The organism is Cetobacterium sp. 2A (assembly GCF_014250685.1).
Classification (GTDB): domain Bacteria; phylum Fusobacteriota; class Fusobacteriia; order Fusobacteriales; family Fusobacteriaceae; genus Cetobacterium.
This window is the reverse complement of the sequence record NZ_JACFAJ010000010.1, coordinates 68,717-92,924: the sequence shown is the minus strand read 5'-3', so window position 1 is coordinate 92,924 and position 24,208 is coordinate 68,717. Positions and strand designations below refer to the sequence as shown.

The 24,208-nt window shown below is 27.4% G+C and carries 27 protein-coding genes; all 27 read right to left on the bottom strand.

Annotated elements, in window-relative coordinates; translation table 11 throughout:
* Position 1: 1 nt before the first annotated feature.
* On the bottom strand, positions 2–2,590 hold the full coding sequence (locus H3N56_RS11340) for a type IV secretory system conjugative DNA transfer family protein (protein WP_185881306.1): 2,589 nt from the start codon (positions 2,588–2,590) through the stop codon (positions 2–4).
* Between the two features lie 12 nt (positions 2,591–2,602).
* Entirely contained in the window at positions 2,603–3,574 is a 972-nt protein-coding gene (locus tag H3N56_RS11335) for a hypothetical protein (RefSeq protein ID WP_185881305.1), read from the bottom strand.
* Positions 3,571–4,095, bottom strand: a complete 525-nt coding sequence (gene lepB, locus H3N56_RS11330; RefSeq protein ID WP_185881304.1) for a signal peptidase I — start codon at positions 4,093–4,095, stop codon at positions 3,571–3,573. The genes H3N56_RS11335 and lepB overlap by 4 nt, the downstream gene beginning before the upstream one ends.
* A complete protein-coding gene (locus H3N56_RS11325; RefSeq protein WP_185881303.1) occupies positions 4,088–6,532 on the bottom strand; it encodes a type IV secretion system DNA-binding domain-containing protein in 2,445 nt (814 codons plus the stop codon). Before H3N56_RS11325 ends, lepB begins: the two co-directional genes overlap by 8 nt.
* Before the next feature lie 167 nt (positions 6,533–6,699).
* Complete coding sequence (locus tag H3N56_RS11320; RefSeq protein ID WP_185881302.1) at positions 6,700–6,975, bottom strand: VirB3 family type IV secretion system protein; 276 nt, start codon at positions 6,973–6,975, stop codon at positions 6,700–6,702.
* 1 nt (position 6,976) lies between these two features.
* Positions 6,977–8,095: an ATPase, T2SS/T4P/T4SS family gene (locus tag H3N56_RS11315; protein ID WP_185881301.1), complete on the bottom strand. Its 1,119-nt coding sequence runs from the start codon at positions 8,093–8,095 to the stop codon at positions 6,977–6,979.
* Positions 8,073–8,516, bottom strand: a complete 444-nt coding sequence (locus tag H3N56_RS11310) for a hypothetical protein (RefSeq protein ID WP_185881300.1) — start codon at positions 8,514–8,516, stop codon at positions 8,073–8,075. Before H3N56_RS11310 ends, H3N56_RS11315 begins: the two co-directional genes overlap by 23 nt.
* Positions 8,504–9,010 (bottom strand): hypothetical protein, encoded by a 507-nt coding sequence (locus H3N56_RS11305; RefSeq protein WP_185881299.1) that lies wholly within the window; start codon positions 9,008–9,010, stop codon positions 8,504–8,506. Before H3N56_RS11305 ends, H3N56_RS11310 begins: the two co-directional genes overlap by 13 nt.
* 2 nt (positions 9,011–9,012) lie before the next feature.
* A complete protein-coding gene (locus H3N56_RS11300) occupies positions 9,013–9,972 on the bottom strand; it encodes a hypothetical protein (RefSeq protein ID WP_185881298.1) in 960 nt (319 codons plus the stop codon).
* Between the two features lie 20 nt (positions 9,973–9,992).
* Positions 9,993–10,958, bottom strand: coding sequence for a hypothetical protein (locus H3N56_RS11295; protein WP_185881297.1), 966 nt, complete (start codon positions 10,956–10,958; stop codon positions 9,993–9,995).
* A 92-nt stretch (positions 10,959–11,050) separates the two neighbouring features.
* Complete coding sequence (locus H3N56_RS11290) at positions 11,051–11,371, bottom strand: hypothetical protein (RefSeq protein WP_185881296.1); 321 nt, start codon at positions 11,369–11,371, stop codon at positions 11,051–11,053.
* 90 nt (positions 11,372–11,461) lie between these two features.
* A complete protein-coding gene (locus H3N56_RS11285) occupies positions 11,462–12,220 on the bottom strand; it encodes a hypothetical protein (RefSeq protein WP_185881295.1) in 759 nt (252 codons plus the stop codon).
* Positions 12,221–12,505: 285 nt separating this feature from the next.
* Positions 12,506–12,745 (bottom strand): hypothetical protein, encoded by a 240-nt coding sequence (locus H3N56_RS11280; RefSeq protein WP_185881294.1) that lies wholly within the window; start codon positions 12,743–12,745, stop codon positions 12,506–12,508.
* Positions 12,745–12,954: a hypothetical protein gene (locus H3N56_RS11275; protein ID WP_185881293.1), complete on the bottom strand. Its 210-nt coding sequence runs from the start codon at positions 12,952–12,954 to the stop codon at positions 12,745–12,747. The genes H3N56_RS11280 and H3N56_RS11275 overlap by 1 nt, the downstream gene beginning before the upstream one ends.
* Positions 12,955–13,310: 356 nt before the next feature.
* Entirely contained in the window at positions 13,311–13,502 is a 192-nt protein-coding gene (locus tag H3N56_RS11270) for a hypothetical protein (RefSeq protein WP_185881292.1), read from the bottom strand.
* Positions 13,503–13,711: 209 nt separating this feature from the next.
* Positions 13,712–13,999: a hypothetical protein gene (locus tag H3N56_RS11265; protein ID WP_185881291.1), complete on the bottom strand. Its 288-nt coding sequence runs from the start codon at positions 13,997–13,999 to the stop codon at positions 13,712–13,714.
* Positions 14,000–14,132: 133 nt separating this feature from the next.
* Positions 14,133–14,276: a thermonuclease family protein gene (locus tag H3N56_RS13445; protein ID WP_370521082.1), complete on the bottom strand. Its 144-nt coding sequence runs from the start codon at positions 14,274–14,276 to the stop codon at positions 14,133–14,135.
* Between the two features lie 64 nt (positions 14,277–14,340).
* Positions 14,341–14,544, bottom strand: coding sequence for a thermonuclease family protein (locus H3N56_RS13440; RefSeq protein ID WP_255492192.1), 204 nt, complete (start codon positions 14,542–14,544; stop codon positions 14,341–14,343).
* Between the two features lie 63 nt (positions 14,545–14,607).
* A complete protein-coding gene (locus H3N56_RS11255; RefSeq protein WP_185881290.1) occupies positions 14,608–15,027 on the bottom strand; it encodes a hypothetical protein in 420 nt (139 codons plus the stop codon).
* Positions 15,024–15,566 (bottom strand): hypothetical protein, encoded by a 543-nt coding sequence (locus H3N56_RS11250; protein WP_185881289.1) that lies wholly within the window; start codon positions 15,564–15,566, stop codon positions 15,024–15,026. Before H3N56_RS11250 ends, H3N56_RS11255 begins: the two co-directional genes overlap by 4 nt.
* Before the next feature lie 165 nt (positions 15,567–15,731).
* Positions 15,732–15,905, bottom strand: coding sequence for a hypothetical protein (locus H3N56_RS11245; RefSeq protein WP_185881288.1), 174 nt, complete (start codon positions 15,903–15,905; stop codon positions 15,732–15,734).
* Complete coding sequence (locus tag H3N56_RS11240) at positions 15,905–18,367, bottom strand: hypothetical protein (RefSeq protein ID WP_185881287.1); 2,463 nt, start codon at positions 18,365–18,367, stop codon at positions 15,905–15,907. The genes H3N56_RS11245 and H3N56_RS11240 overlap by 1 nt, the downstream gene beginning before the upstream one ends.
* On the bottom strand, positions 18,367–18,879 hold the full coding sequence (locus H3N56_RS11235; protein ID WP_185881286.1) for a hypothetical protein: 513 nt from the start codon (positions 18,877–18,879) through the stop codon (positions 18,367–18,369). The genes H3N56_RS11240 and H3N56_RS11235 overlap by 1 nt, the downstream gene beginning before the upstream one ends.
* The gene (locus H3N56_RS11230) at positions 18,876–21,752 is read right to left on the bottom strand and encodes a carboxypeptidase regulatory-like domain-containing protein (protein ID WP_185881285.1); all 2,877 of its coding nucleotides are present in this window, start codon (positions 21,750–21,752) and stop codon (positions 18,876–18,878) included. Before H3N56_RS11230 ends, H3N56_RS11235 begins: the two co-directional genes overlap by 4 nt.
* Positions 21,749–22,435, bottom strand: a complete 687-nt coding sequence (locus H3N56_RS11225) for a hypothetical protein (protein ID WP_185881284.1) — start codon at positions 22,433–22,435, stop codon at positions 21,749–21,751. The genes H3N56_RS11230 and H3N56_RS11225 overlap by 4 nt, the downstream gene beginning before the upstream one ends.
* 459 nt (positions 22,436–22,894) lie before the next feature.
* Positions 22,895–23,509, bottom strand: coding sequence for a hypothetical protein (locus H3N56_RS11220; protein ID WP_185881283.1), 615 nt, complete (start codon positions 23,507–23,509; stop codon positions 22,895–22,897).
* 68 nt (positions 23,510–23,577) lie between these two features.
* Positions 23,578–24,114 carry a hypothetical protein gene (locus H3N56_RS11215; RefSeq protein WP_185881282.1) on the bottom strand — a complete coding sequence of 179 codons (537 nt, stop codon included), beginning with the start codon at positions 24,112–24,114 and terminating at the stop codon, positions 23,578–23,580.
* Between the last annotated feature and the right edge of the window lie 94 nt (positions 24,115–24,208).

Genomic DNA, 24,208 nt, shown 5'->3' with positions numbered 1-24,208 from the left:
ATTATTCTCCTATTGTTTCTATATTTTCTAGTTCTAGATTGTTACTATTATATTTCCTATTTAAATTCTTTAATATTGAGTCAAAATTTATTTCAATATCTTTTTTATCCTTTATAAGATTCAAAGCTATATAATTAAATATTTCGTCTCCTATATTCTCGTTGCTTTTCCTTATTTTTTGAACTTCAATTATAAAATATTCAGGAAATAAAGGTGTTAATGAGTCCCTTATTCCTTTGTTTGATAAGAAAGACATAAATTCCATTCTAAACTGTTCTCTATATTCTAATTTATTTTCTATTGTCTCTAAATTATTTTCCAATAACTGTTCAAGTTCATTTCTATCTAAATTTCTATAATAATTTACTTTTAAATATTTCTCTAAACTACTATCAGTAAATTCTTTAAAATAAAGTTTCTTATCTTCTTTGAACTCTTCTTCTGTTTCGTAGTCTATTTTTAAAATAACTTTGTCTATAATATCTTTTTTAATCTTCTCTACTTCAATAACAGGCAAAGAGTTTATTCTGTTCAGTTCTTCCTCAATAATTTTATTTCTTAATAACTCTTTTATAAATTCTTTTTCTCCAATTTTATCAATTAAATTTCTTAATATCTTATACGACTTCTTCAAATAAATTAAATATTCTACAGTATATTCATCTAAACCATTAACTTCTAATTCTTTAATGAAATTTAAATATGATTTGTAAGGAATATTATAATTTGTATTATCTTTAAATCTATCGTGTTTCCACCAAAATATTTTTTTACCCAATATTGGGTTTTTACCTGATACAAAAACTAATATCTTTTCATAAGCCATTGTTCTAATTTCACTAGAAGTCATTAAATCTCTTGATATATAAGATTCACTCCTATTATTCATAGATAAACCATTCCCACTTCTTGTGGTAATTTTCAAGGTCTTCTTTCCTAACATTTTGCAAATCATATCAGGAGTAGTTTCATCATTGGGTGTAAAATAGAGTTGAGTATGACAGTTATCTATAATAGAGTTATCTTTCCCATATATCTTTCTCAATTGATTTATAGATTGTGTTATCATGAGTACTTTAAGTCCAAATCCTGCTAAATAAGCTAATGCTATTTCTAATAATGCTAGATTTCCAAGTGCTGGAAACTCATCTATTAAAAATAAAACTCTTTTATTTTTAACTTCTTCTTTTTTGTATTTTTCCTTAAAAAAATCTCTTATTTTTTCATTAAATTTCAATATGTCCTTTTTTATAATTTTCCATCCATTATCAATTTCTTTATCTATTTTCTTCCTATTATCAAAATTCATCTTATCTGTTAATTCATATATTGTTTGTGTTATGATAAGTCTAAATAAAGGTCTTGTCATTTTTATAGCTTTTGGCGGAGTTATTAAATAAAGTGATACCCTATCATCCATAATATCCCTAGGTGTTATATCTGATCTTTGTATATTTTTTCTTACTCTTGGGTCTTTAAAGATGCTCAACTTATTTACACAAGTAGATATAATACTCCCTCTTTCTTTATCTGGAGTTGATAACATTGTTGAAAATGTTGACCCAACAGTCGGATGTAATCCAGTATTCTCTGTCTCAGAAACGCTATACAAATCTGAAAAGTCTCTATTCATTACTCCTTGATTTCTAAGAGATACAAAATGGTTAAATGGCTTGCAATCTGACTTATCTATAATTTTTCCATTTCCATCTATTGTTTTTGCTATAATCGCTTCTATTTTAGCAATTAGTGGTTCTTTTGGATCTTCCATAAAATTTATTACATCTATAAATGAAGATTCCTTATTTACATACATAAGATGAAGAATTACAGCAGTTAAAAGATTTATGGCACTTGTAATCCAATGACTATCTTCACCCTTGTCATTTACATCCAAAAGAGTAACAGATATTGTTCCTACGTCAGCTGCTTCTGAACTTTGACCTATTCCAATCATAGCAAGTGGATTGTACGAAATCCCTTCTCCTGTATCGTCTATTGGATTAAAGAATATACATTTATGTTTTAAGACACTTCTCCTGTATCCGGATGTTAAATCCCAACACTCTCCTTTTATATCATTTATAACAACAGAATGTGCCCAAGTCCATAAAGTTGGAAGAACTGTATTAACTCCCTTTCCACTCCTTGTTGGTGCCATTACCATAATATGTTCCGAACCATTTTGAGTTAGCATCTCATTATTCGGAGACATCCCTAGAACAACTCCATCATTATTTCCTATTAATCCAAACCTTTTTATTTCTTCATTTTCTGCAAATTTAGAACTTCCATGTGTTGTTAGCTCTTTCTTCTTATAAATAAGAATTAAAATAAATCCTAGTGATAAATATATATATACTTTTTGAAATATTTCTTGAGGATTTATGTTTAATCTTTCTGAAAAAATAAGAGTAGGATTTAAATAAATCCCCTCTTTATTTTTATACTTATTCTCTCTCAAAACTAGCACTGGATTTATGACTTTATCTAAATTCTTATATTTATTTGCTAAAGTTAATGCAAATAAGTTATTCAAGAACATCAATAATACTAAATTCCCTATAAGTAATAATTTTATTTTTTTCAAAATAACTACTCCTTAAAATTTATATTCTATCCCTAGCCCCACATTTCTATTTACAATCTCATAAAATGGTTTTATTAATATCTCTTCTTTTTCAATATCTATTCCTAGTTTAGCAGTTGGATTTTTATTTGCTATATGAGTATAGATTTTTTTATCTTTATCAGAATACCTAAAGACATAATCAGATGTTAAAGATACTTTTATATTTAAATCATCTAACTCTATATCTCTGACAACTCCCAGACTAACCATATTAGATATTAACGACGACTCAATCTTAGTAGATAACTTTATTGTTTCATTTAAAGGAACCTCTACATCTCCGTATAATAACCCTACAAGCATATCTTCCGTTTTGTAATAACTGTTCTCTCCATTCAAATATCCTAATTTTACTCCTAAACTATACTCTATATCTCCACTGTAAAAATATCTTGTATCAACTGATAAATATAAATTATCCGTTTTACTATTTTCTATTTTACTATTGGAATATCCAACGCTTAATTTACTATTAATTTCATCTGTTATTCCATGTTGAGCTCCAAGTATCAAACCATTATTCCTTGTCTTTATATCTTCTATCCCTTTATATTTTGTATTATCTCCAAAAATATTCACATTAAACACTGTCATATCTTCATCTATATTTTTTAGCATTTTGCTTTGTTCAATAAATGAAGCAGCAATTCCTCTCTTAAAAAGATTTTTATTTTGTTCAATATCTTTTAAATTAAAAGAATTATGCTTATAATCTAAAGAAATCAGCAATAAATCTTCAAATATTTTCTCTTCTAAAGGAATGTAATTAATCTCTCTAACAAATTCTTTCTCCTCAATAACTTCTTCTTTTATTTGAATTTCAGTAATCTCTTCTAATTCAATCTTCTTATATTGACCATTATCAAGAGGAACTAAAACCTCACTTCCTAAAGCCGATATTATTACTAAAAAGTATGTACAAATCCCCACTATTTTTTTCATTTTCTTCCTCCACAAAATTTAAAAATCAAATTAGCTTTATATTTAATTTGACCTCTATTTATAATTCCCATATAAGAACTATCAAAAGAATTCATTGTATCTCCCACTAAAAAATATTCTCCTTCTTTCAAGTGATAATTTCCAGTTTTTTTATAAAGAGATCTTCCTATAGAATCTTCATTAGGTAGGAATGATTTAACTTTAATTCCATTAATTTCTAAATAATCTCCAACAGCAACACTATCTCCTTCTACCCCTTCAACTCTTTTTATAAAACTTGATATTTCTTTAGAAATATAGCCTCTTTCAATCATAAAATTAAAGATTTCTTCTTTAGCTTTAAAAAAAACTATATCTCCTCTTTTTATAGAATCTATTTCCGAAAGTTTATATAAACCTATGGGAAGAGATTTTGTTACATTTATTACATATCTATCTTCAAAATAAGAAAAGCCTAAAAACAATATGAGAAAAATAGACAATATTATTTTTATTGGTTTTAAACTCTTTTTTTTAGACATTTTTATATTCTTTCCATCTTCTATTAAATTCTTCTAAGTTTTTAGAAGTTTTATATATTGTCTCACACTCTGATTGATCTTCTGGAGATGATGATGCAATATATGCTAATTCTAATGGAGTCAATGCCAGTTGAATCATTTTTCCACCCTCATTTTTAATAAAATAATCTTTCTTGGTTGTTCCTGTTATAATTAATCCAATCTCTCGTTCATTTAATCCAAAATCATAGTATAGTTTTTCCATTTCAGAATCAGGTATAATCTTATCATTGGGTAAAAATACTTTTGTTAAACAAGATTCTACTATTACATCCTTTATACTTGACTTTGCTATATCTGTTATAGATTGTGTCGCCATAATAACTGATACATTTTTCTTTCTTAAGGTTTTCAGCCACGATTTCATCATTTTTGAAAATATAGGATTGTCCAACATTATCCAACACTCGTCTAAAAATAAAAATGTTGGGATAACTTCACTTGGATTTGTATTTTCATTTGGAAATAATTGAGTTTCAAGCCTATGAAATAGATATGTAAGCATTGGAATTAACATTTTAGAATCAAATATATTTTCCATTTCAAATACTTGCCATAAATTTTTATCATTTATATCATCTTGATTATTATCAAAGTATTGACCATATATTCCTTCTTCTTCATCCTTTGTATAACTTATAAAGATGTTTTGTAATTGTGAATTTTGAATAAGTAATAGAAGGGCTGAGATAGTTCTTCGGTCTTCTTCTACATTTGCTAAATTTCCTAAGGCTTCTATTATCAAAGCTTTTTCACTTGGAGTTACTTGATGATTTTCTAAAATAAGAAGCGATAAAACCCATTCTAAAGCCCACTCTTTCTCAGATTCCATATGAATATATCTAAGTGGTTGAAATTTAATTTTATCTTTTCCTATATTAAAGAAATTTCCTCCACAAGCTCTTGTTGTAACTCTACTCGATCCACCTTTATCAAAAATAATTACTCGTGATCCATACTTTTTACATTGGTAAGCTAATGTATTTAGAAAAACAGATTTTCCACCACCTGTTGTTCCTAAAATAGCCGTATGACCCACATCGTTATTATGTATATTAAATTTAAATGAAGTATTCCCACCACTTTCACAAAATAGCAGTGCTTCTTTTTTTAAATGTTTATTTACCTTATTTCCGTCCCAGTCCATATTTATTGGGATTAGCGATAATAAGTTATATGTTGTCATTAAAGGTTTTCTAAGCCCATGCTCTACATTTGAGGGCATTGTTCCAAAATAACTTTCTAATGCGTTCACAGTTTCTTCTACTGCGACAAACTGTAGATTATTGATTATCTTCATTATTGTTTTTATATTTTCTTTTAACTTTTTTTCATCTTCATCCATCAAAATAATATTAAAACTATAATACCCAGATTTAAAAATTCCCTTTCTTATATCATTAACCAAACTAGAAGCTTCTTCTTTCATTTCTAAAGCATAACTAGATTCATCAAGAACTTCTTCTTCTAACGCTTTATCAATCATACCTGTTCTAAAATCTTTTCTTTCACTGTTATATGCTTTCTGATATGCTTCTGATATTTTTATTGCATTTTCATTTGATATATAAATAAATCTACTATTCCATCTATATTCAATTCCAAGACTACTTATTTCATCAAATACACCACATTCATGCTCTGGAATATGGCTTAGTACTCCAATAACACTTGTATATTTATTTCCTATTTTCATATTAGAGTAGTCATTTTTTATATCTACATTGGATATGTAAGAATCTAAGTACTGCCCTTTTATATATTTTATTTTTTTATCTTCTGATGTGATACACGAATATAGAAATGTCACTGTTTCATCTGCTGTAAGCTGCTTTATTTCTATAAAATTCTCTTTTAAAAGTCTTATAATATCTTCTAGTTCTTCATTATATTTCTCAACAATATCATCAATAGGAGTTGTTGATGAAGAGTTAATAAATAATGATTTTAATTTATTTTCTTTATCCTTTGGAGGAAAATATGTTATAGACATATAATTTTCACTTTCATAATATTTCCCAGATAAATAATTCTTTTTTCTTGATTTATCTAACTCTTTAAAAATTTCATCCTCAAAATTTGAATCTGGATATTCCTTTACATTTTTTCTGATACTATCAACCTGTACAACGAATCTTTCATCTAATCTTTTAAATATATCATTTAATTTATGTCTATACATAAATAACATTCTATCCGTTTGATGATTCATATCATCACATATGTATTTATAGACTCTCGTTATTGATCCATTCTTATTAATAACTGTTCCATCTTTCATGGGTATTACCCAGGGTAAGTAGTCCGTCATTCTATCTTTATGCTTAGGATCATATTCCATATCAGTTTTTAACATATATAAAAATACAATCATAATGATAATGGCTATATAAAACATTAAGGTATTCTCCTTTCTAACTTATTTATCTTTCGATACTATTTTGCTCCTCTTTTTATACAAATAATATTTTCTATATTTAGTAACTAAAATAACTGTTATTAATGATGCACATATTCCCGAAAATATCTTAGAATAATAAATAAAAATTTCCATAAATACTCCTTCTAATATGAAATATAAGTTTTTCTATTCATTTTTACAAAGCCTTCCAAAGTTGTTGGATCTTTCCTATTTATTCTATGTAAAATTAGGTAAATTATTCCAACTATTAATCCCAAAACTATATTTTTCAATAAAAATATAGAGCCACAAAAAGCAAATAGTATTAAATAAAAAAGCGTTCTTGGAAGTCCACATAAATTTAATTGATTTGTAAAAACTGTTAAACAAGGAATCGCAGTGGAGCTTCTGTCCATTCTTTCTTTAGATTGTATTTCCATATCAGCACTCCTTTAAAATAAATTCTTCTAAGTATTCAATTTTTTTTGTTTCTAATATTTTTAGCTTAAATTCATCTATTTTATTTAAATTTCTAATATATGAAATAAGCTCTTTCTTTAATGAGTTATCAAATTCAGGTAGTTTTTCTCCTGAATAGATATTCTTTAAAATATATTTATTTGAAATACTATCGTATCCGTCACAAATATCAACACTTGCTAAGTATCTTTTATAATTTTTCATTTTTAAAACAACCATTATATCTATTGTCATTCCTATTTCTTGGCTCATTGGTTTTCCAAAAGAAGCATTTATATACATTTCTAATTTTTTCAATCCACCAAGACCATCATCAGCATGAATTGTTGATACTCCTCCGGGATGTCCCGAGTTCAAACCATTTATAAATTCATAAGCACTTTGACCTTCTCTAATCTCACCAAAAATTATTCTTTCAGGAGTTGCTCTCATACAATATTTTAATGCTTCAGCAGAACTGAATATGTTAGGAATTACCTGAACTCTATTTACATTATCTGAACTTACTTGAAGTTCTGGAACCTCTTCTATTACAATCAATCTCTCATTTTTTCTTTCCATTATATTTAATATAGAATTAGTAAATGTTGTCTTTCCAGTGTCAGTTCCTCCAATCACCAAAATATTTTTGTGATCTTCAATAGATTTTATTAAAAAATCGTAAATATCTTGGTTTATAAACTCCTCTTCTAAATAACTTTCTAGCGTTTTTAAAAATAAGCTTTGCTTTCTTATATTGATTGTAGGATATGTAACAGCGGGGGGAATTAGCCCCTCCACTCTTACAATCTGTCCATTTTTAAGCTGTAACTTAGTTGATAAATTTGGATTATTTGATGTTAGTTGCTTGCTATCTAAACTTGATAAAACCTTAAGTAAATTTAACACATCTATATTTGTACTTTTGTTTTCTTTTTTTAAAAATCCTATCCCTAAATTTTTTGTAAAAATATTCTGATTTGTATTAACCAATACTTCAGTTACTTCTTTTTTATTATATATATCATCATATATTTCTAAATTTTTTAAATTTTGAGTGATTAATTGCTCTGCGATATTATGAATGTGAGTTATATTCATTATCTTTATCCTCGCTTATTTGAGCTGTATTCTTTTGCTCTAAAACTTTTCTATTCATTACACCTCTTTTGCTATACTCTACATATTTACTAAAATCTATTTTGGAATATAATTCCTCAGAATTGTCAAGAGCGTACAGAAACAAAGAAGCTATTTTTATGTCCAATGTCTCATCTCCACTCTCACTAAATTCTTTTTCTATTTCTAAATTTATTACTTTATTTATATTCTTAATTCTTTTAAGTCTATTTTTCTTTTCTAATTCCTTTTCCTCAATTTTTAGTTTCTCCAATTCAAAAACTCTCATAAATATCTTATCTTTCATTGAGATTTTCTTATTTTCAGAAAGTAGTTTTTTCAATTCTATATACTTTAATTTTCTATTTTCTTTGTCATTCTTTTCATTTCTTAATTGCTCCATATGCCAAACTCCTTGTCGTATTTTTTCAATGGATATTCTTCATAATTATCATCTTTATTTACAAAATTTTTATTCATAATCAATATATACACTTCTTTATTTACAAATTTAATTTCTTTCTCTTCATTACAATTATCTAAATAAAATCTTGGTCTTTTGCTTTCCTCTACTAACCTGTAATATTTCTTTAGTATTTTTCTATACTCTCTTGAAATTTTTGATTTTTTATGAAATCTGTAAAGTGGTATTTCTTCTTCTCCAGACTTAAATAATATTCTATTTTTACAAACCCCTCTAAATATAGTCTTATCCTTTTCATGGACATATATTTCTAAAGAATTTTTATCTATTCCAACTAAATTTTTAACTTCTAAAACTTTCTCTAACTCCACCTTAAGTATTTCTATACACTTGTCTATATTTTTCAAAAACTTCTTATACTGCTTAAATGTTTCTGTATTATGTTTCAAACGTAAACAAATACAATTATCCAATTCTATCTCTCCATTTCTTTACTTTTGATTTTTTTAGTAGCTGTTTTTTCATTCTCTGAAGTTTTAGTTACTCTCAATCCTTTTTCATTAAATTCTTCTTTAGATATTTCTTGACCCCTTATTTTATCCATCTTAAGCTCTGTTTTTAAATTTCCATTTTTATAATAGGTTTTGTCTACCTTTTCTTTATCTGTTTCATGCTTATATGACTCCAAATTCCTATTTTTATCATATACCCACTCTTCCATTCCTATAGAACTTGACTTGCTTCTCTTATTAATCTCGCCATCTTCATGATATTCAACTTTTTCTGTTAATTTCCCTTTCTCATATATATCTCTTTTCAAAGGAGTGTAGTTCTCTGTATTTTTATTTTGATACAATAATTTTTCAATTGTTGAATCATTAATTCTACGTTCTACACTTTCTATTTCTCTTACTTTGTTATTATCTCTATATATTTTTCTAATTTGATTTATTCCGTTTGTATAGTATGTTATCTCTTCAAATGAATGATTATTTTCATCTATCCAACGTTTTTCAAATTTAACTTTACCATCATCATAAAACTCTTTTTCGGTATAATTATCTGAACCCATATATATCCTCTCTCTACTTAATTTATTATCAGTATAGAATTTTTCTAACTGTAAATAACCTTCTCTATAACTTGCCAAACTTTTAATTTTACCTGTTTGAAAATCTTTACAGATAAAAAACCCTTCTTTTTTACCATTTTTATATTTTCCAATCTTTATTACTTTATTTCGGTTTAAATAATCTTCATAAATTATGAGCCTTTCACCATCTAAAAATTCTCCCTGATACTCTAAACTTTCTACTATTTCTTCGTTTTCATATCTTGTTACTCTTCTTCTATTTTCTCCAAAATATTCTATCTTTTCTCTTGAATTGTCATTAAAAACTTTTTCAATAATCTCTTCTTGATTTTCTACATCCACCAAGATCCACCTCTGTAACCTTATTTCTCTTTAAATCCAGCCAGTTTACCTTTTATTCCGCCTAAAATTGTTCCTACTTTTGAACCTATTCCAGAATTTTTTGCAGCTCCTGCCATTTTCCCAGCACCTCTAGCTGCTCCTGCCATTTTACTCGCTCCTTTACCCATATTTTCAGCTCCTTTCCTTGCCATTCCTATAAGCTCTGAACTATCTCCAAAAGTTGTTGCCCCACTTATTAGTGTTTGTGCTATCTCGCTACCTTTCGCTGTCATAAGACCTAATATACTCATTGCTACTAACCAATAAAATCCATTCTCCAAAACTTGTACTCCTGTCGCTTGATCTGGTAAATCTATCGGTTTAAGTAAAAACCTTGAAAAATAAAACATCAAATACTGAATTACAAATATTTTCATATTAAGATTTATTAAAGTTCCTACAACCTTATCTCCAACAAATCTAAGCTTTTCAAACATCATAAAAGGAATTAATACAATAACTAAAGAGCTCATAACTAAATATTCTATAATTACCATTCCTACAGTTAAAGCAACCTTTGCAAAAATAAATAACCCTATCAATACTCCAAATAACAATATCCATGTTGATGGTTTTGTAATTTCTATATATCCAAGTATGGTTTCTAAGGCATTAAAAGCATTTACCAAAACTCGGTAAGGCAATTCCTCAAAATTAGGAATTGTATCTCCACGCATTGATACTTTAGAAAAATATATAAACATCTCTTCTATCAATCTTATTATTCTTTTAAAATATATAATTATTGCATAAAGAAATAACCAAGTTGTGAACTTATTTCTAAATATCATTAATGGATTCTCTCCTGCCTTTGAAAGTAATAAATTTGTTGCCAATTCAAGCAAGAAAAACCACAATAATAGTTGTACTGCCACTGGCTGTAACAAATCTATCGTTCCTGCTAAATCTAGTTTTAATCCTGTTAAAATTTGTGTTAATAATGGCATATTTTAATTTCCAACTCCTTTTTAGTAAAAAAAAAAGCCTGTAAGTTTTAATAACCTTACAGACTTCTTCAATATTAATTTCTTTTAATTTTTTACCACAATTTTCCAGATTTTCTCATTTCTTCAGCTATTTTTTTTGTTTCTGGACTCATCTCAAACATTTTTTTTACCTTTATATCTACTTCTGCTTCTTTCCATCTATCTATTTCATTTACAGCTTCTTCTTTTCCTTTTTTTATTTGTTTTTCTAATCTTTCTGTAATTTTTGTGTATTGTTTAATAGCACTCTCTTCTTTATTGTGTACTTTTTCTAAAAGTTCTTTTTTGTATTCTTTTGTTGTAAATTCTACCTTATCCCCACATCCTGTTAAAACCAAAATTAACATTATTGACATTATAATTAATTTTTTCATAATTCCCCTCCAAATTACTATTTTCATATTATATGATACCATTTTAAAATAATATTTTGAAGATATTTACCGATTCTTTTCTTTAAAATTTTACCACATTTTTCCGCTTCTTCTCATTTCTTCGGCTAACTTTTTAGTTTCTGGGCTCATTTCTAACATTCTTCTAACTTTTTCATTCAATATATCATCTTTAGCTTGCTCTTCAGCTTGTTTTTCTGCTTCCATCATTATAGCTTTAGCTTGTAAATCTGTTAATCTTGCAAATTTCCCATTTAGTTGATCTATTCCTTTTTTTGTTGCCATAGCTGACTGCAAATTTCCACTTGCTCCATCCGTTTGATTCATAAACTTCGCCATACTTCTAGTATCTTGCTCATTTAGCTCTATTACTTTTGTTGCTGTCTTTAAATTATCTTTTAAATTATTTTTTCTATTGCTTGACAACTTGTATATTTCTCTCGATAATTCTTCACTGTTCATACCTTTTAAGTTTTTTACTTCCTTATATAAATCATCAAAATTTAAATCTATCTTTCCAGGATCCCTTAATATAGATTTTGAATTTTTATTGATTGCATTTAAATCATCCATTCCTTTTACTAAGTTTTGTGATTCCTCTCCTAAAATTAACCCTGTCCATCCTTCCAAATTTGTTGTATCATTCTTTAGTTGTTCTAGCTGCTGTCTTGTCTGTAAAGCGTTTTCTGATGCTGTTTTAACCTGTTCTATCTTCTGTAAAATCATCATTTGATAGTTTCTCATATTTTGCTGATGATTCGCAGGATCGTATACTGTTAGCCCTAATGCTAATTTACTAAAACAAGTTACTAATATCAGTAATTTTTTCATAGCCTCTCTCTCCTTTCATTTATCGGAATGCTTTTTTTAATCTTTTTATCATTATGTAGTATTTTTTATTCTAAAAAAAATAGACTTTATCAATAACAATACTAAAAAAGATATTATTCAATTCAAGTCTAAAGTTCACAATAAGACTGCAACTAAATCCCATAAATGAAATTACACAGGCTTTATTTAACTTTAATATAGTAAAACATCCAGAAGACATCTAAAAAACAATAAACCTCTGGAAATATACCTTTTTATAATGATTTTCTAATTTAAATAAATTTTTTAATATTCAAACTCTCTTAAAATTACACTATAATCCGCATTATTTATCTTTAATATGTATCTAGTATCATTTCTTCTTATGTTCTCCTTTAAAAATCCTTTTAATTCATCTGTTATATTTTCTACTCTCTTTTTTCTTATTTTTACCTTTAAATATATTATTTCAAATATTAAAATCATTAAAATAAATAATATAAATAAACTCATAATATAATTAAAATGTGATATTATTTTCTCCATCATATATCTCTCCATTTTTTTATATAATATCTTTTTTTATTTATTTTTATTACAATCTCTTCATCCCCTTTTATTATTTTTTCAATTTCAGTCTCTAACGTTTTGTTTATATTTATTTTTAATTGGTATCTTCTTCTTGGCAATAACCCTAAAATAATTAATAATACACTAACTATAACTGTTAAAATAACTGGTATTTCTATTTGCATTTCTCACCTTTCTCATAATATAATAAATTATTTAATTTACTTCTGGAGGTATTTGTGAAACAAATCTTTGATTCTTTTTTCGGCGAACAAAATCATAACTATACAAAAATAATGATAAATACTATTACTTATTATGGTATTTATTTTTCTATTTTTTCTATTATTAATTCTTTCATAAAAGAGATATTTACGGAACACAATAAATATAAATCAGAAGTATACATTCCTAATAAAAAATTTAAAAAAAATATTCCTAAATCTATTTTGTTCTTTACCTTTATTTTCAATTCCTTTTTTGAATTTTTTAGACTTTCTTATTTTTCTGAACCTCTAAAAGAAGTTTTTTATTTTTTTTCTTATTTTTTAATTTCCATTATTTGTATCAAAAACCAAATCTTTCCACTAATTTTTTTTGTTCCTTTTCTTAGATGTTTTGTCTTTTTTTGTAAACTAATAACACAAGATATTGGAGATCCAAATTCACAACTTTTTGCTTTTATAGCTTCTTTCATTACTATTATTTTTTCAACTTTTTTTATTTTTTTCAAACAATAACAACCCTTCAAAATAGAACTTTAATTTTTGCTATTATTTTTAAAGAAACTAAGTAAATAAACTTATATATCATACACTTTAGAAATTTTTATAATAAAAAAGTCTGTAACATCTCATTACAGACTTTTACCTATATATTTTATCTCTAAAGCCAATAGTTAAAATAAAAATTAATAGTTTTTTAGTTATTTATTCAAAACGCTTATCTTTGCAAGATATCATCTATTATTATCTCTTCGAACTCCTCTTTCGTGACATCGCTACTTTCTATAAAATTTATAACTTCCTTCTTCTCTTCTTTGGCTAGATATTTACAATTTCCACTTACAAAATCTAGTAAATTTTGTTCCTCTAGTTTCTTTATTTTTTCAGTTGCAACTTCTCTTATAAATCGACTTATTGAAACTCCTATTTTTTTGCAATATTCCTTAATTTCTATATATTCATCATCTCTAAATAGAATATTATGTTTGTGGAATTTTTTTCCCATTTGTCACCTCATTAGTATATTTTCTTAATTATACACCTTATATATCAATTATAATATAATTATATACTTTTAACACATTCCATCAACATTAATATAACTAATATTGCTATGTTTAATATTTTTTCCTAAATGTCTAAGGAGCCACAGGGTTACTTTCTTTCCATAATCCTAACTTTTGATCTTTTGCCTTTTTTTCAACAGCTTTAAACTCATACTCATTCTTTGCATATTGTCTATACCACCACGCATTACCAGTTTCAATCATATACAAATTTATATTTTCTCTATTTAAATATACCGTTCCTACGACTCTTCCATATCTGTCTTTATCCTCAATTTATCTACATCTCCAAAGATTTCAATCCATATTTCTGTTTCTTTTCTGGTGCATCTATTCCACACAATCGAACTCTAATTTTTTCATCATTTTTTAAAATAGTTATTGTATCTCCATCTGCTACTTTTATTACTTTTCCTTGTATTGTTAAAGAAAAAGTAATTGTTGTAACCACTAAAATAACTGTAAAAATTAATATTTTTCTCAATTATCATACTCCTCATTGCCTTGTCTGTAAGTTATTATTCTCTTGCCAATGTCCTTTTCTCTATTATTTTGAATATTCAGAAACAACAATAGGAACATATCCTGTATATTCTCCTTCAATTATTTTAGCTTCTTCACCTTTGTCTATATCTCTTTTATCTAATAGAGCATAAAACTTTATATGCTCTACCTCTTGAGATATAACCATTTCTTTTTCAGGAAGTTCCATTCCATACTTCTCTACTTTTATCCATTTTTTTCTATTTGTCATTAATCCACTCTTTGGAAAGTCAAAAACAATCTTTTTCCCTATATCACTCTTTTCTGCTCTAATCTCAATAGTTCCGTATGCTCCTATTTTTTCATTTGAAAGTTTTTTAGTGGAAAGATATTCAAACCTTAAAGGCTCAAATATCTTAATTTCTACTTTTGAAAAGCTCAATATATTGGTAATTAAAAATAAACTTAAAACTATTTCTTTCATAAATTTTGTCCTTTCTCTTCTAATTCTTCAATCATTTTCCAATATTCTGACATTTTTATTTTTTCAAAATTCTTTTCTAAAAACTCATTCTTTCGTTCTTCTCTTCCTTCTAGCAATATATATATGTTGTCTTTTATTCTAATCGTATAGTTTAATCCTATATCATATTTTAATTGAGGTTTTTTAACTTTATGGATATCAATTTCTTGATATTCATTTAAGAACTTTTTATACTTTTTGTAATAGGAATTATTTTTTTTAATCTCGCTCCAAACTCCCAGCCACTCCCCGTTTTCATCTCTAATATCTGCACTTGATATTTCTAAAAAAAATCTTTCTAAACCAAGTTCTCTTACTAAATTGTTATTTAGATAAAAATCCCAATCTTGATTTAAAGCAATTGAACTACTTTCTTCAATCTTGAATAACTCTACAACTTTTTTAACCAATATTTTGCTTACTATTTCATAATTTTCATAATAAAAATCGTAACTTTTGTTTAATTTGCTATCTTTTTTAAGAATATAACATCTTTCCATATTGCTATCTCCCTGTACTTTCTATATAATCAATTTCGCTCATATAATTTGTTCCATTCACGCCTATAATCTTCTCTACCTCATCCCATGTTCTACAGTAGATAACCTGTGGTAGAGAGAATAATCTTTTAAAAATCTTCCTACGTTTCAAAATAACCGTGTATTTCATTTCTTATCACCTTCAATCTCACGATACAAAACAAGAAGAATTACTTCCTGTGGAGTATTTTCCCGTTTTGTTTGGTCAACTATTTCAAAGTTCTTATCTTTAAAAAAATTATTTACTTGAAATTCAATGTTATTTCTTGATCCCATAAATACTTTTATTTTTATTTCCATTATTTTATTCTCATTTCAAGTATTGCTGTTCCTGAATATTCTCCAAGTTCTTGATCTTGTGGTACATCCAACTTCCCTTGAATCTTTATTAAATATTTTTTATCTGATTGCTTTCTTACAATAGTCTTAAGATTTTTAGCCTTAAGTACTTTTCCATTTTTGTTATATAACTCAGGACTCTCTGTGTTGAGGTTAAACTTAATCTCTGTTACATCTTTTATCATTTCAATTTTAATGTCTGTTTCCGCTGCCTTATTCTTCGTTCCTGCGATTATAGTTCCAAAGTCTAATATTCCTTGCTGAACTACATTAAACGGTGCGTCTGGTGCTTTTAAAGTGAATGTGTGATTCATAATTTCATTTGTTCCTCTTACAATTCTTACTCTTACATCCACATTCTTGTTTACAATCCAATTGTTTAAAGCTAGGCTTAATTTTCCACCTTCTACCTGAATACCGACTTCACCATTAGTAAGTTTTATATTTTTCTTTTCTAAAACTCCTGAAGCTCCAATTTCAAAAGAATTTGAACTTCTTCTAAAAGTATCACTAATTATTAATATGTCTCCTTGATTCATAAATGGTATTCCTGATCCTCTTGTAGTTTCTAAAGTTACTCCTAGATGATTTTCTAAAACTACAGGTAATGGTGCTAATAGATCAATCCCTTTAAACTTAGCAAAGCTTCTAATTTGATAAGTATTATCAAACTTTATAGCTGTATCACCGTCAACTTTTGTAGGTGATTTTACATCAATAATATGTTTGCTTATTTCATTTACTCCTCTAATTACCCTTATAGTTAAATCTCTACTAGGTTCTAATACTCCCCACCCAGTCAAGGCTAATCTTAATTTCCCATTTTCAACCTTATATTTAAAGTCTAGTGTATCTATATTTTGATTTTTTTCTCCTAAATTTCCTGAGGCTCCAATAGTTGACTGAACCCCGTTTACCTCTAATATATCACCTTGTTGCATTGTTACAATTCCATGTTGACTTGAGCTTTCAAGAATAACATCCCTTATAGAATTTTCAAGTACTAAAGGTACTGGTGAATTAAGATTTGCTGAACTAAATGCGATATATGTATCAATAGGGTAATATTCTTTTAAAACAAGCCTTGAGGTTCCTTCTAACCTTTTTGGTGCTTGAATATTGAATATATGGTTTGTTACTTCTCTAGTTCCTCTAATGACCTTAACTGTAGCTGCTCTTGAAGGTTCCGCAACTCCCCAGCTATTTAATCCTAATCTTAATTTTCCATTTTCTACCTTATATTTTAATCCTAGAGTTCCAATATTTGTTACTCTTTCTGCTAAGTTTCCTGAAGTTCCTACTGTTGTACGAACTCCATTAATATCTAAAATATCTCCATTTTCAATAGTTATTAATCCTGATCCAAAAGTTGAAAAGTTCATTCCAGAAACAGTGTTTTCTAAAACTAATGGATTACTATCCGCATAAGAAGTTGAACTAAAGTTTGCATAATTCTTTTGATAATCATCATTAAAAGTTAAGTTAGTAGTTCCTTCAAGCGGACTTACAACATATTTAAATACTTGTTCAACTCTACTAATAACTGACATATCAGCTCTTCCACCATTATAGTGCCCCTTATATCCTCCTAAATCTAATGACCATCTTAGCTTTACAGTTACAGGTCTAGTAAAGTTCTTTGCATAATACACTCTTGAAGGTACTGTTACCTTATTGTCTCCTCCTAAAAAATCCCACCATGTAAAAGTTCTACTTTCTATTAAAGCTCCATTTGCGTCAGTTACATCAACATATGTTCTTCCATATGCAGTTCTATTATTTCCTCTATGTGAAGCGTATGTTTGTGAATTAGCTGCAAAGCTAATTTCAACTTCTTTAGTTAGTTCACTTGTATGTTCTCCAGTTATAACTTGATTTGTATTCCAAAGATAATCTCTTGTAAACTCAAAATATATCTCATTAGCTCTTGTTAAAGACTTCATAATATTGTCTACTATTGATTTAAGTTCTAACTTTTGTTCTCTAACTGAAGTAACTTTTTTAATACATTTTAAGTTATTCGAGGAATTGAGAACTATTAAATACAATTTTGAATTTAAGTTCATTCTCTCTATTGATATATCAATATCTGAATTTTTGGATTCAAAGTCATATTTACTTATTAATCTTTGAGGGTTTTGAATGTTTTTCAAAGTATCTGTAACGATTAATTTATCTGTTACTCCTAGATCATCTATCGTTAAATAAATTTTCTTTGCTCCTTTATCCAAAACTCCCTCAATTTCTTCAGTCTTAATCTTCTCAACTGAAATATTCATTTCAGAACCATTAGGTTTTTTCTTCAATGTTTCTGTTGTTGTAACTTGTTTTGATGGATTATCATAAATATATATATGAGGAACTTCTGAAAAAGATATGATATTTAATACAAGTATTAATAAAAATAATAATCTTTTTATCATTATTGCTTCACCTCTATAGTCATATAAATTTTCTTTTCGTGTACTCCATCTTTAGATATATTTTCCCCTTCAATAACAACCATATTGTCGTCTATAATTCTTTTGTTAAGAAATTTTGGAGAGTAGATATAAGTATCTATTTTTCCATCTTTATCTATATCAATTTTATCTTCGCTGTATTTAACTTTATAGTGATTTTGAATATCTGGAGTTTTATTTAGTTCAAAAGAAAAAGGAACTTCTACTCTTTCATCATCTACAACCATAGCTTTTATATCAATATCAGATATAATTTCTAAAGGAACTACAACATTTAACTTAGATTCAATCATTACGGTAGTGTTAGAGAGTAACTTTCTAACACTACCATCCTTTTCAGTTTTATCTGAATTTGGTAATTTTGGTACTTCCATATCTGTATTTCCAGTGCTTGGAATTGCTGGGATAATTGGAGTTGCATTTGAAAAACTTAATATATTAACTAATATAAATAAGACAAATATTTTATTCATATTCTATTTTCTCCTTTGACCATTGTAATTCCATGGTTTTTAATATTAAAAACATAACGATTACTCTCTTTTTGCTCTACATAAGTTAATTTAACTATCTCATCATTAATCCCTTGTATCTGATGATCTATTCCCATATATGTGACTTCTATTAAATAATTTTTAGGTAAAAGTCCTGATATTTCAAATATTCCTTGTTCATCTGGAATAGCTCTATCTATTACTTTTCCATTGCTATCTTTAACAGTAATTAACAGCTCATCATATAATCTTATTTTATCCATAGATGACAAGTCTAAAATATCATCTATATTGATAAAACCTGTTAAAGTTAGCATAGGTTTTACTGGGATATGAGCTACTATAGTGGAAGTATTTTTCCCTTGAACTTGAACCTTGTTATTTCCTAATAAGAAGTTAGGCTTTTTAATTTTAGGTTCTAACTCATAAATTACTTGATTTGGGACTCCATAAAACATAGCTTCTCCATTTTTATCAGTTAGAATCTTTTGGTCACCAATCTCAACCTCAACTCCTTTAATAACTTCTTCTCCTTCTTCAAATTTATCATTATCGTTTTTATCAATAAATGTAATTACCTTTAATGGCGAACTCTCCATATTTTTTATACTAGCCTTTATATTTCTTAAGTCTGTTATTTTATCAATTCCAAATTTATGTTCTTGATTTCCTTTCTTATCCATAAACATATCGTAATCAAGCCAATTATTATAATTAGTTGAGAATCTAAATGTAAATTTATCTTTATCCTCTTCTGAATATCTGGCTTCTAAGTTATAATCAAACATTTGATTTCCGTTTGAAAAGATGCTAAAGGCAACTTCATAATCTTTCCCTTCATTTAATAGTGTATTTTCAAGTTTCATAGTCATTGTTCTAAGTCCAGTATAATAAGTATTCAGGCTATATTTCCCTTTATTATCTGTCTCATATTCATACTCTCCAGTAATTAATAAATCTTTGTATGACTTTGAATATTCAATGCTATATTTGTTTAATTTTTCTTTGTAATCAATACCATAGATTCCATCTCTTTTAGTGTTTCTCTCATGCTCGTATTCTAAATCTAAAGATTTAATGGGAGTATATCTCATATAGAATTTACTTCTGTACTTATCTTCATAAAACTCTCCTTTACTCTCATGTTCAAGTCTTAATCTAACTTTATTTATATCTATTTGTCCTAATAGATCATAAGAATAGTCATCTTTAGTATTCTTTTCATTTACCTTGTATTCAAACTCATTAAATACCTTGTCCCCACCTGCTCTAATCGTATAAGGCATGGAGTAAATATAGTCACTATAAACAGCTTCTATTCTCCCTTTATCCAGATATTCATAATTATCATTTATCAACTCTGGATCTCTTAGATAACCCACTCCTACTGTTAAGTTATCTGTAAGACCATAGTAAACTTTAGAATCAATTGTAGGTTTTTCTATCTCATGATTTTCACGAATATTAACATCATATTCAACTTCGCCTTTATTTTGCTGATTGTAATTACTTGTTGTATTAATTATTCTTGTTAGAATTTTTCCATCTGGAGTATAAATCTTTAATTCGTATTCTCTATCTTCTTTTATTTCATCATTTTTAAACTCTATTACACCATTTTGAGAATTTTCTATATCTATAATTACCCCTAAATAGAGAAGTTCAACTCTACTCCCTAAAGGAACGTTTTCTTTAATAATGTAATTCTTTGAACCAGTAACTATATACCCCTTATCTTTTTTTAGTGATAACTCCCATTCTCTTGCTCCACCATCCATATACTTATAGCTTCCAACTTCAAATGTATGTTCTTTATATAGATTGTCATATCTTAACTTCACATCTTCAAATATATGATTTTTAACATCATAATTAGCTGTTATTTCTCCATATAATAAAGCTCCTTGATATTCAAGATTAGCTTCCCAATCACTCTGCCAATCTCCATTTTTTTCATATTCACTTTTTTTAAATATTTGATTTAGTTCTGTTCTTAAATATCCAAGCTCAAATAGTTTTTTCTCATTTGTAAAAAGAAGGTCATTCACTTCTTTATCTTCTTTTAAAAGTCTTTCGTTGTTATTTTGTCTTATTCCAATTTCTTCAGGTGTTGCAAAGTTTAAAGTCATATTTACTTTTTCTTTCTCTTTAGAAAGAGCTAAGTTAGTTAAAAATAACTTTCTAAATACATCTTTCTCTAAATAGATTTCTTCTGCTTGCTTTTTTATGTCACCCTCGTCCAGTTTAATTTCATCATTGTTTTTTAAAATTCTATTATTTTTTATATCAATTACAATCTCATCTAAACGATCTCCAAGCTTTCCAATTAAAATATCGTTATTTTGTTCATAATTTTTAAAATTTATTAATTGAAAAAACGAAATAAGTGGGAAATATATTTTTTCATCTTCTAAAAATAAAGAATAGGACTCACTCTTTTTTTCTCCGTTTATATACATAGAATAAAGATGAATCCTGTCCACACTTATTTCATTTCCTGAATAAATTAGAAACTCATCTTCACTTATTAACCCTTTATTTTTAAGCTCTTCTAATTCTTTATCCGTTGGCTTCTTACTTAACACTGATACTTGTTTTTGATTAACTTTTGCCTCTTTTATCTCTTCAATCTCTCCATCTTGAATTAATATAACTTCAGGTATTGGAGCCGTAAATGGTATTATTTCTGATTCAGGAATTTCTGAAATAATAGGAAAGCTCCCTTCTATAACAATATGGTTAATCTCTTTATACTCTTTATTCTCTTTTAGATTTTTATCCTCAAGAAAAATGTAGTTTGATGAAACAAATGCCAATACTATTATCCCCAAGACAAAATACTTTTTTTTCATTGTTTCCCTATCCCCTTTTCTAATAGTTTATTTCCTTCCATGTCTCTAATTACTAGCTTTGGATTTTTTAAGTTTTTAATATCTATCTTTTGATTTAAACTTTTCTTAGACCCTTTTAAAAGTCTAAAACTATCTATATACTTTGTTTCTTTTTCATTATCACTTTCTAAATATGCTTCTACTTTTATTCTAGTCTTTCCAGTATTTGAAATTTCAAATATTAATTCCCCGTTTTGTACTATATCTCTTATTGCTATCTCTGGTTTCAAATTACCTACATACCCTGCCAGTTCCAATTTTAAATCAGTGTATAGGACAACTCTTCCTCCTGATTTTTTAGTTTCAGGTATATTTATTTCTTTTATTCCCATTATTGTCGTATATTCACCTATTTCAGAATCTTTGGGAGCCTCTATATATACTTTTACTTTTTCACTTTGCCCAGATTTAAGCTTTAAACTTTTTGGATAAAAATCCATATATGGTGTCATGTCTAAGCCGTTATCACTTTTTTCTTTATAGATTCTATATCCAACCTCTTGATCAGTTTGATTTGTTATATAGAACTCTTCTGTTGCCCCCTCATCAATTCTTTTATCAAAAATTAATGGAGCCACTTGCATATATGCAAAAGCTTTTAATCCAAAAATTATAAATATTAACAGTTTAGTTACTTTCTTCATCTAATCCCTCCGTATTAAATTTGTTAAATAGAGAGCAAGAAATTATCCTTGCTCCTAACTCAATAAATCTAAATAACTTTACTTTGCTTCAAGTTGAAGCAAAGTTCCTACTTAACTATTAAGCTTGCTATAAATGTTCCTGAATCTATTGTTGTTCTAGCTTTTATTGGTCTGAACTAATATTCTCTCTGGTTCTACTTTGCTTCAAGTTGAAGCAAAGTTCCTATTTAACTATTAAGCTTGCTATAAATGTTCCTGAATCTATTGTTGTTCTAGCTTTTATTGTTGATTGAACTAATATTCTCTCTGGTTCTACTTTGCTTCAAGTTGAAGCAAAGTTCCTACTTAACTATTAAGCTTGCTATAAATGTTGCTGAGTCTACTGTTAATTTAGCTTTTATTGTTGACTGAACTAATATTTTCATTGGTTCTACTTTGCTTCAAGTTGAAGCAAAGTTCCTACTTAACTATTAAGCTTGCTGTAAATGTTCCTGTTCCTATGTATGTTCCCGCGTCTGCTGTAGTTCCAGCTTTTATTGTCGACTGAACTAATGTTCTCATTTGATTGTCTGTTGCTCTTATATCTCTTTCTTGTTTAATGAAGTTAAATTCAGTTGGCATTGCCATTACTGTTCCTGCTGTATCTCCTGATGATGATAGCTTATCAAGAGTCAATACATTTGTTGTTGGATTGTAATTTCCATTACTTTCTAAAGCGAATTGTCCTGTATATTGAGTTGTTCCTACAGTTCCTGCAAGGTCTGCTGAAAACGGATGGTTATCTGTTCTTTTCAATATTGCTGTTTTTTCTACAGTAGACTTATTAAGTTTTCCTGCCATTTTAGTTCCATGATCAAAAACCATAGTGTCGTAAACATTATCGTTTTCATCAACAATAACTAGTTCGGCTCCCTTTGGAACAATATTAACTCTAACCTCAAATGGAACTCCTGCTCCTACTTTATCTCCTGCAACTGTTGCTGAAAGTGTTGAATCAACCATTTGTTGATTTGAAGCTGCAAAAGAAGATGTTGCACCAACGGCTAATAAAGCTAGTAATAATAATTTTTTCATAATTTAAATCCTCCTGTTTCGTTTTTTATTTTAACAAGCTATTTTTTTATAGCTTGATTTTGACATTTTTATAAAAGATTCAATAAATCGTCTAATTCTTTTACAACATATCTTTCTTTTACAGACTGTTTGATTTTATAATCCCAACGTGTAATATCAACAACATAGTTAAATATTTCTTCTCCAGAATCATGTGCATACTCACCATCTTCATCTATGAAGATTTCTTCTGTTTCGTTAGGAACATATTTAAATTCTTTTTGCTCTAAAATATGATGAAAATCGTCATAATCTCCTGAAAAAAGTGGTATTATTTTATGAACTTCTATACTAAATTCAGATAACTCCTTGATAATTCCCTTTATGTTTCTTACCTTTACTTTTCTTGCTGTTTCTTCTGTTTTAGCAAGCTCTTCTCCTGAGACTTCTACAAACTTTTTATAGTAAAAAGGATCGTCTCCATTCTCATCATATCCAATTTCTTCTGAACGAAATAACAATCCATTAATATAGCTTAACTGTCCTTTTTTAAAGTTTTCTTCGTATGGATTTTTCCCTATTTCTTTAGGATTATGCACATATTTTTTAAAATATAATTCGTACATTTTTCACCCTCCTATATCAATTTTTATTTAACTTTTTTGACTTTGGCTTCTTTGTTTGAAATTGCTAAAAGTATTATTTTCTTCATATTAACTC

Excerpts from the sequence above, each read along its gene's own strand:
- H3N56_RS11335 (WP_185881305.1), bottom strand. The coding sequence starts at position 3,574 with ATGAAAAAAATAGTGGGGATTTGTACATACTTTTTAGTAATAATATCG.
- lepB (WP_185881304.1), bottom strand. The coding sequence starts at position 4,095 with ATGTCTAAAAAAAAGAGTTTAAAACCAATAAAAATAATATTGTCTATT.
- H3N56_RS11325 (WP_185881303.1), bottom strand. The coding sequence starts at position 6,532 with ATGTTTTATATAGCCATTATCATTATGATTGTATTTTTATATATGTTA.
- H3N56_RS11320 (WP_185881302.1), bottom strand. The coding sequence starts at position 6,975 with ATGGAAATACAATCTAAAGAAAGAATGGACAGAAGCTCCACTGCGATT.
- H3N56_RS11315 (WP_185881301.1), bottom strand. The coding sequence starts at position 8,095 with ATGAATATAACTCACATTCATAATATCGCAGAGCAATTAATCACTCAA.
- H3N56_RS11310 (WP_185881300.1), bottom strand. The coding sequence starts at position 8,516 with ATGGAGCAATTAAGAAATGAAAAGAATGACAAAGAAAATAGAAAATTA.
- H3N56_RS11295 (WP_185881297.1), bottom strand. The coding sequence starts at position 10,958 with ATGCCATTATTAACACAAATTTTAACAGGATTAAAACTAGATTTAGCA.
- H3N56_RS11290 (WP_185881296.1), bottom strand. The coding sequence starts at position 11,371 with ATGAAAAAATTAATTATAATGTCAATAATGTTAATTTTGGTTTTAACA.
- H3N56_RS11285 (WP_185881295.1), bottom strand. The coding sequence starts at position 12,220 with ATGAAAAAATTACTGATATTAGTAACTTGTTTTAGTAAATTAGCATTA.
- H3N56_RS11280 (WP_185881294.1), bottom strand. The coding sequence starts at position 12,745 with ATGGAGAAAATAATATCACATTTTAATTATATTATGAGTTTATTTATA.
- H3N56_RS11275 (WP_185881293.1), bottom strand. The coding sequence starts at position 12,954 with ATGCAAATAGAAATACCAGTTATTTTAACAGTTATAGTTAGTGTATTA.
- H3N56_RS11265 (WP_185881291.1), bottom strand. The coding sequence starts at position 13,999 with ATGGGAAAAAAATTCCACAAACATAATATTCTATTTAGAGATGATGAA.
- H3N56_RS11255 (WP_185881290.1), bottom strand. The coding sequence starts at position 15,027 with ATGAAAGAAATAGTTTTAAGTTTATTTTTAATTACCAATATATTGAGC.
- H3N56_RS11250 (WP_185881289.1), bottom strand. The coding sequence starts at position 15,566 with ATGGAAAGATGTTATATTCTTAAAAAAGATAGCAAATTAAACAAAAGT.
- H3N56_RS11245 (WP_185881288.1), bottom strand. The coding sequence starts at position 15,905 with ATGGAAATAAAAATAAAAGTATTTATGGGATCAAGAAATAACATTGAA.
- H3N56_RS11240 (WP_185881287.1), bottom strand. The coding sequence starts at position 18,367 with ATGATAAAAAGATTATTATTTTTATTAATACTTGTATTAAATATCATA.
- H3N56_RS11235 (WP_185881286.1), bottom strand. The coding sequence starts at position 18,879 with ATGAATAAAATATTTGTCTTATTTATATTAGTTAATATATTAAGTTTT.
- H3N56_RS11230 (WP_185881285.1), bottom strand. The coding sequence starts at position 21,752 with ATGAAAAAAAAGTATTTTGTCTTGGGGATAATAGTATTGGCATTTGTT.
- H3N56_RS11225 (WP_185881284.1), bottom strand. The coding sequence starts at position 22,435 with ATGAAGAAAGTAACTAAACTGTTAATATTTATAATTTTTGGATTAAAA.
- H3N56_RS11220 (WP_185881283.1), bottom strand. The coding sequence starts at position 23,509 with ATGAAAAAATTATTATTACTAGCTTTATTAGCCGTTGGTGCAACATCT.
- H3N56_RS11215 (WP_185881282.1), bottom strand. The coding sequence starts at position 24,114 with ATGTACGAATTATATTTTAAAAAATATGTGCATAATCCTAAAGAAATA.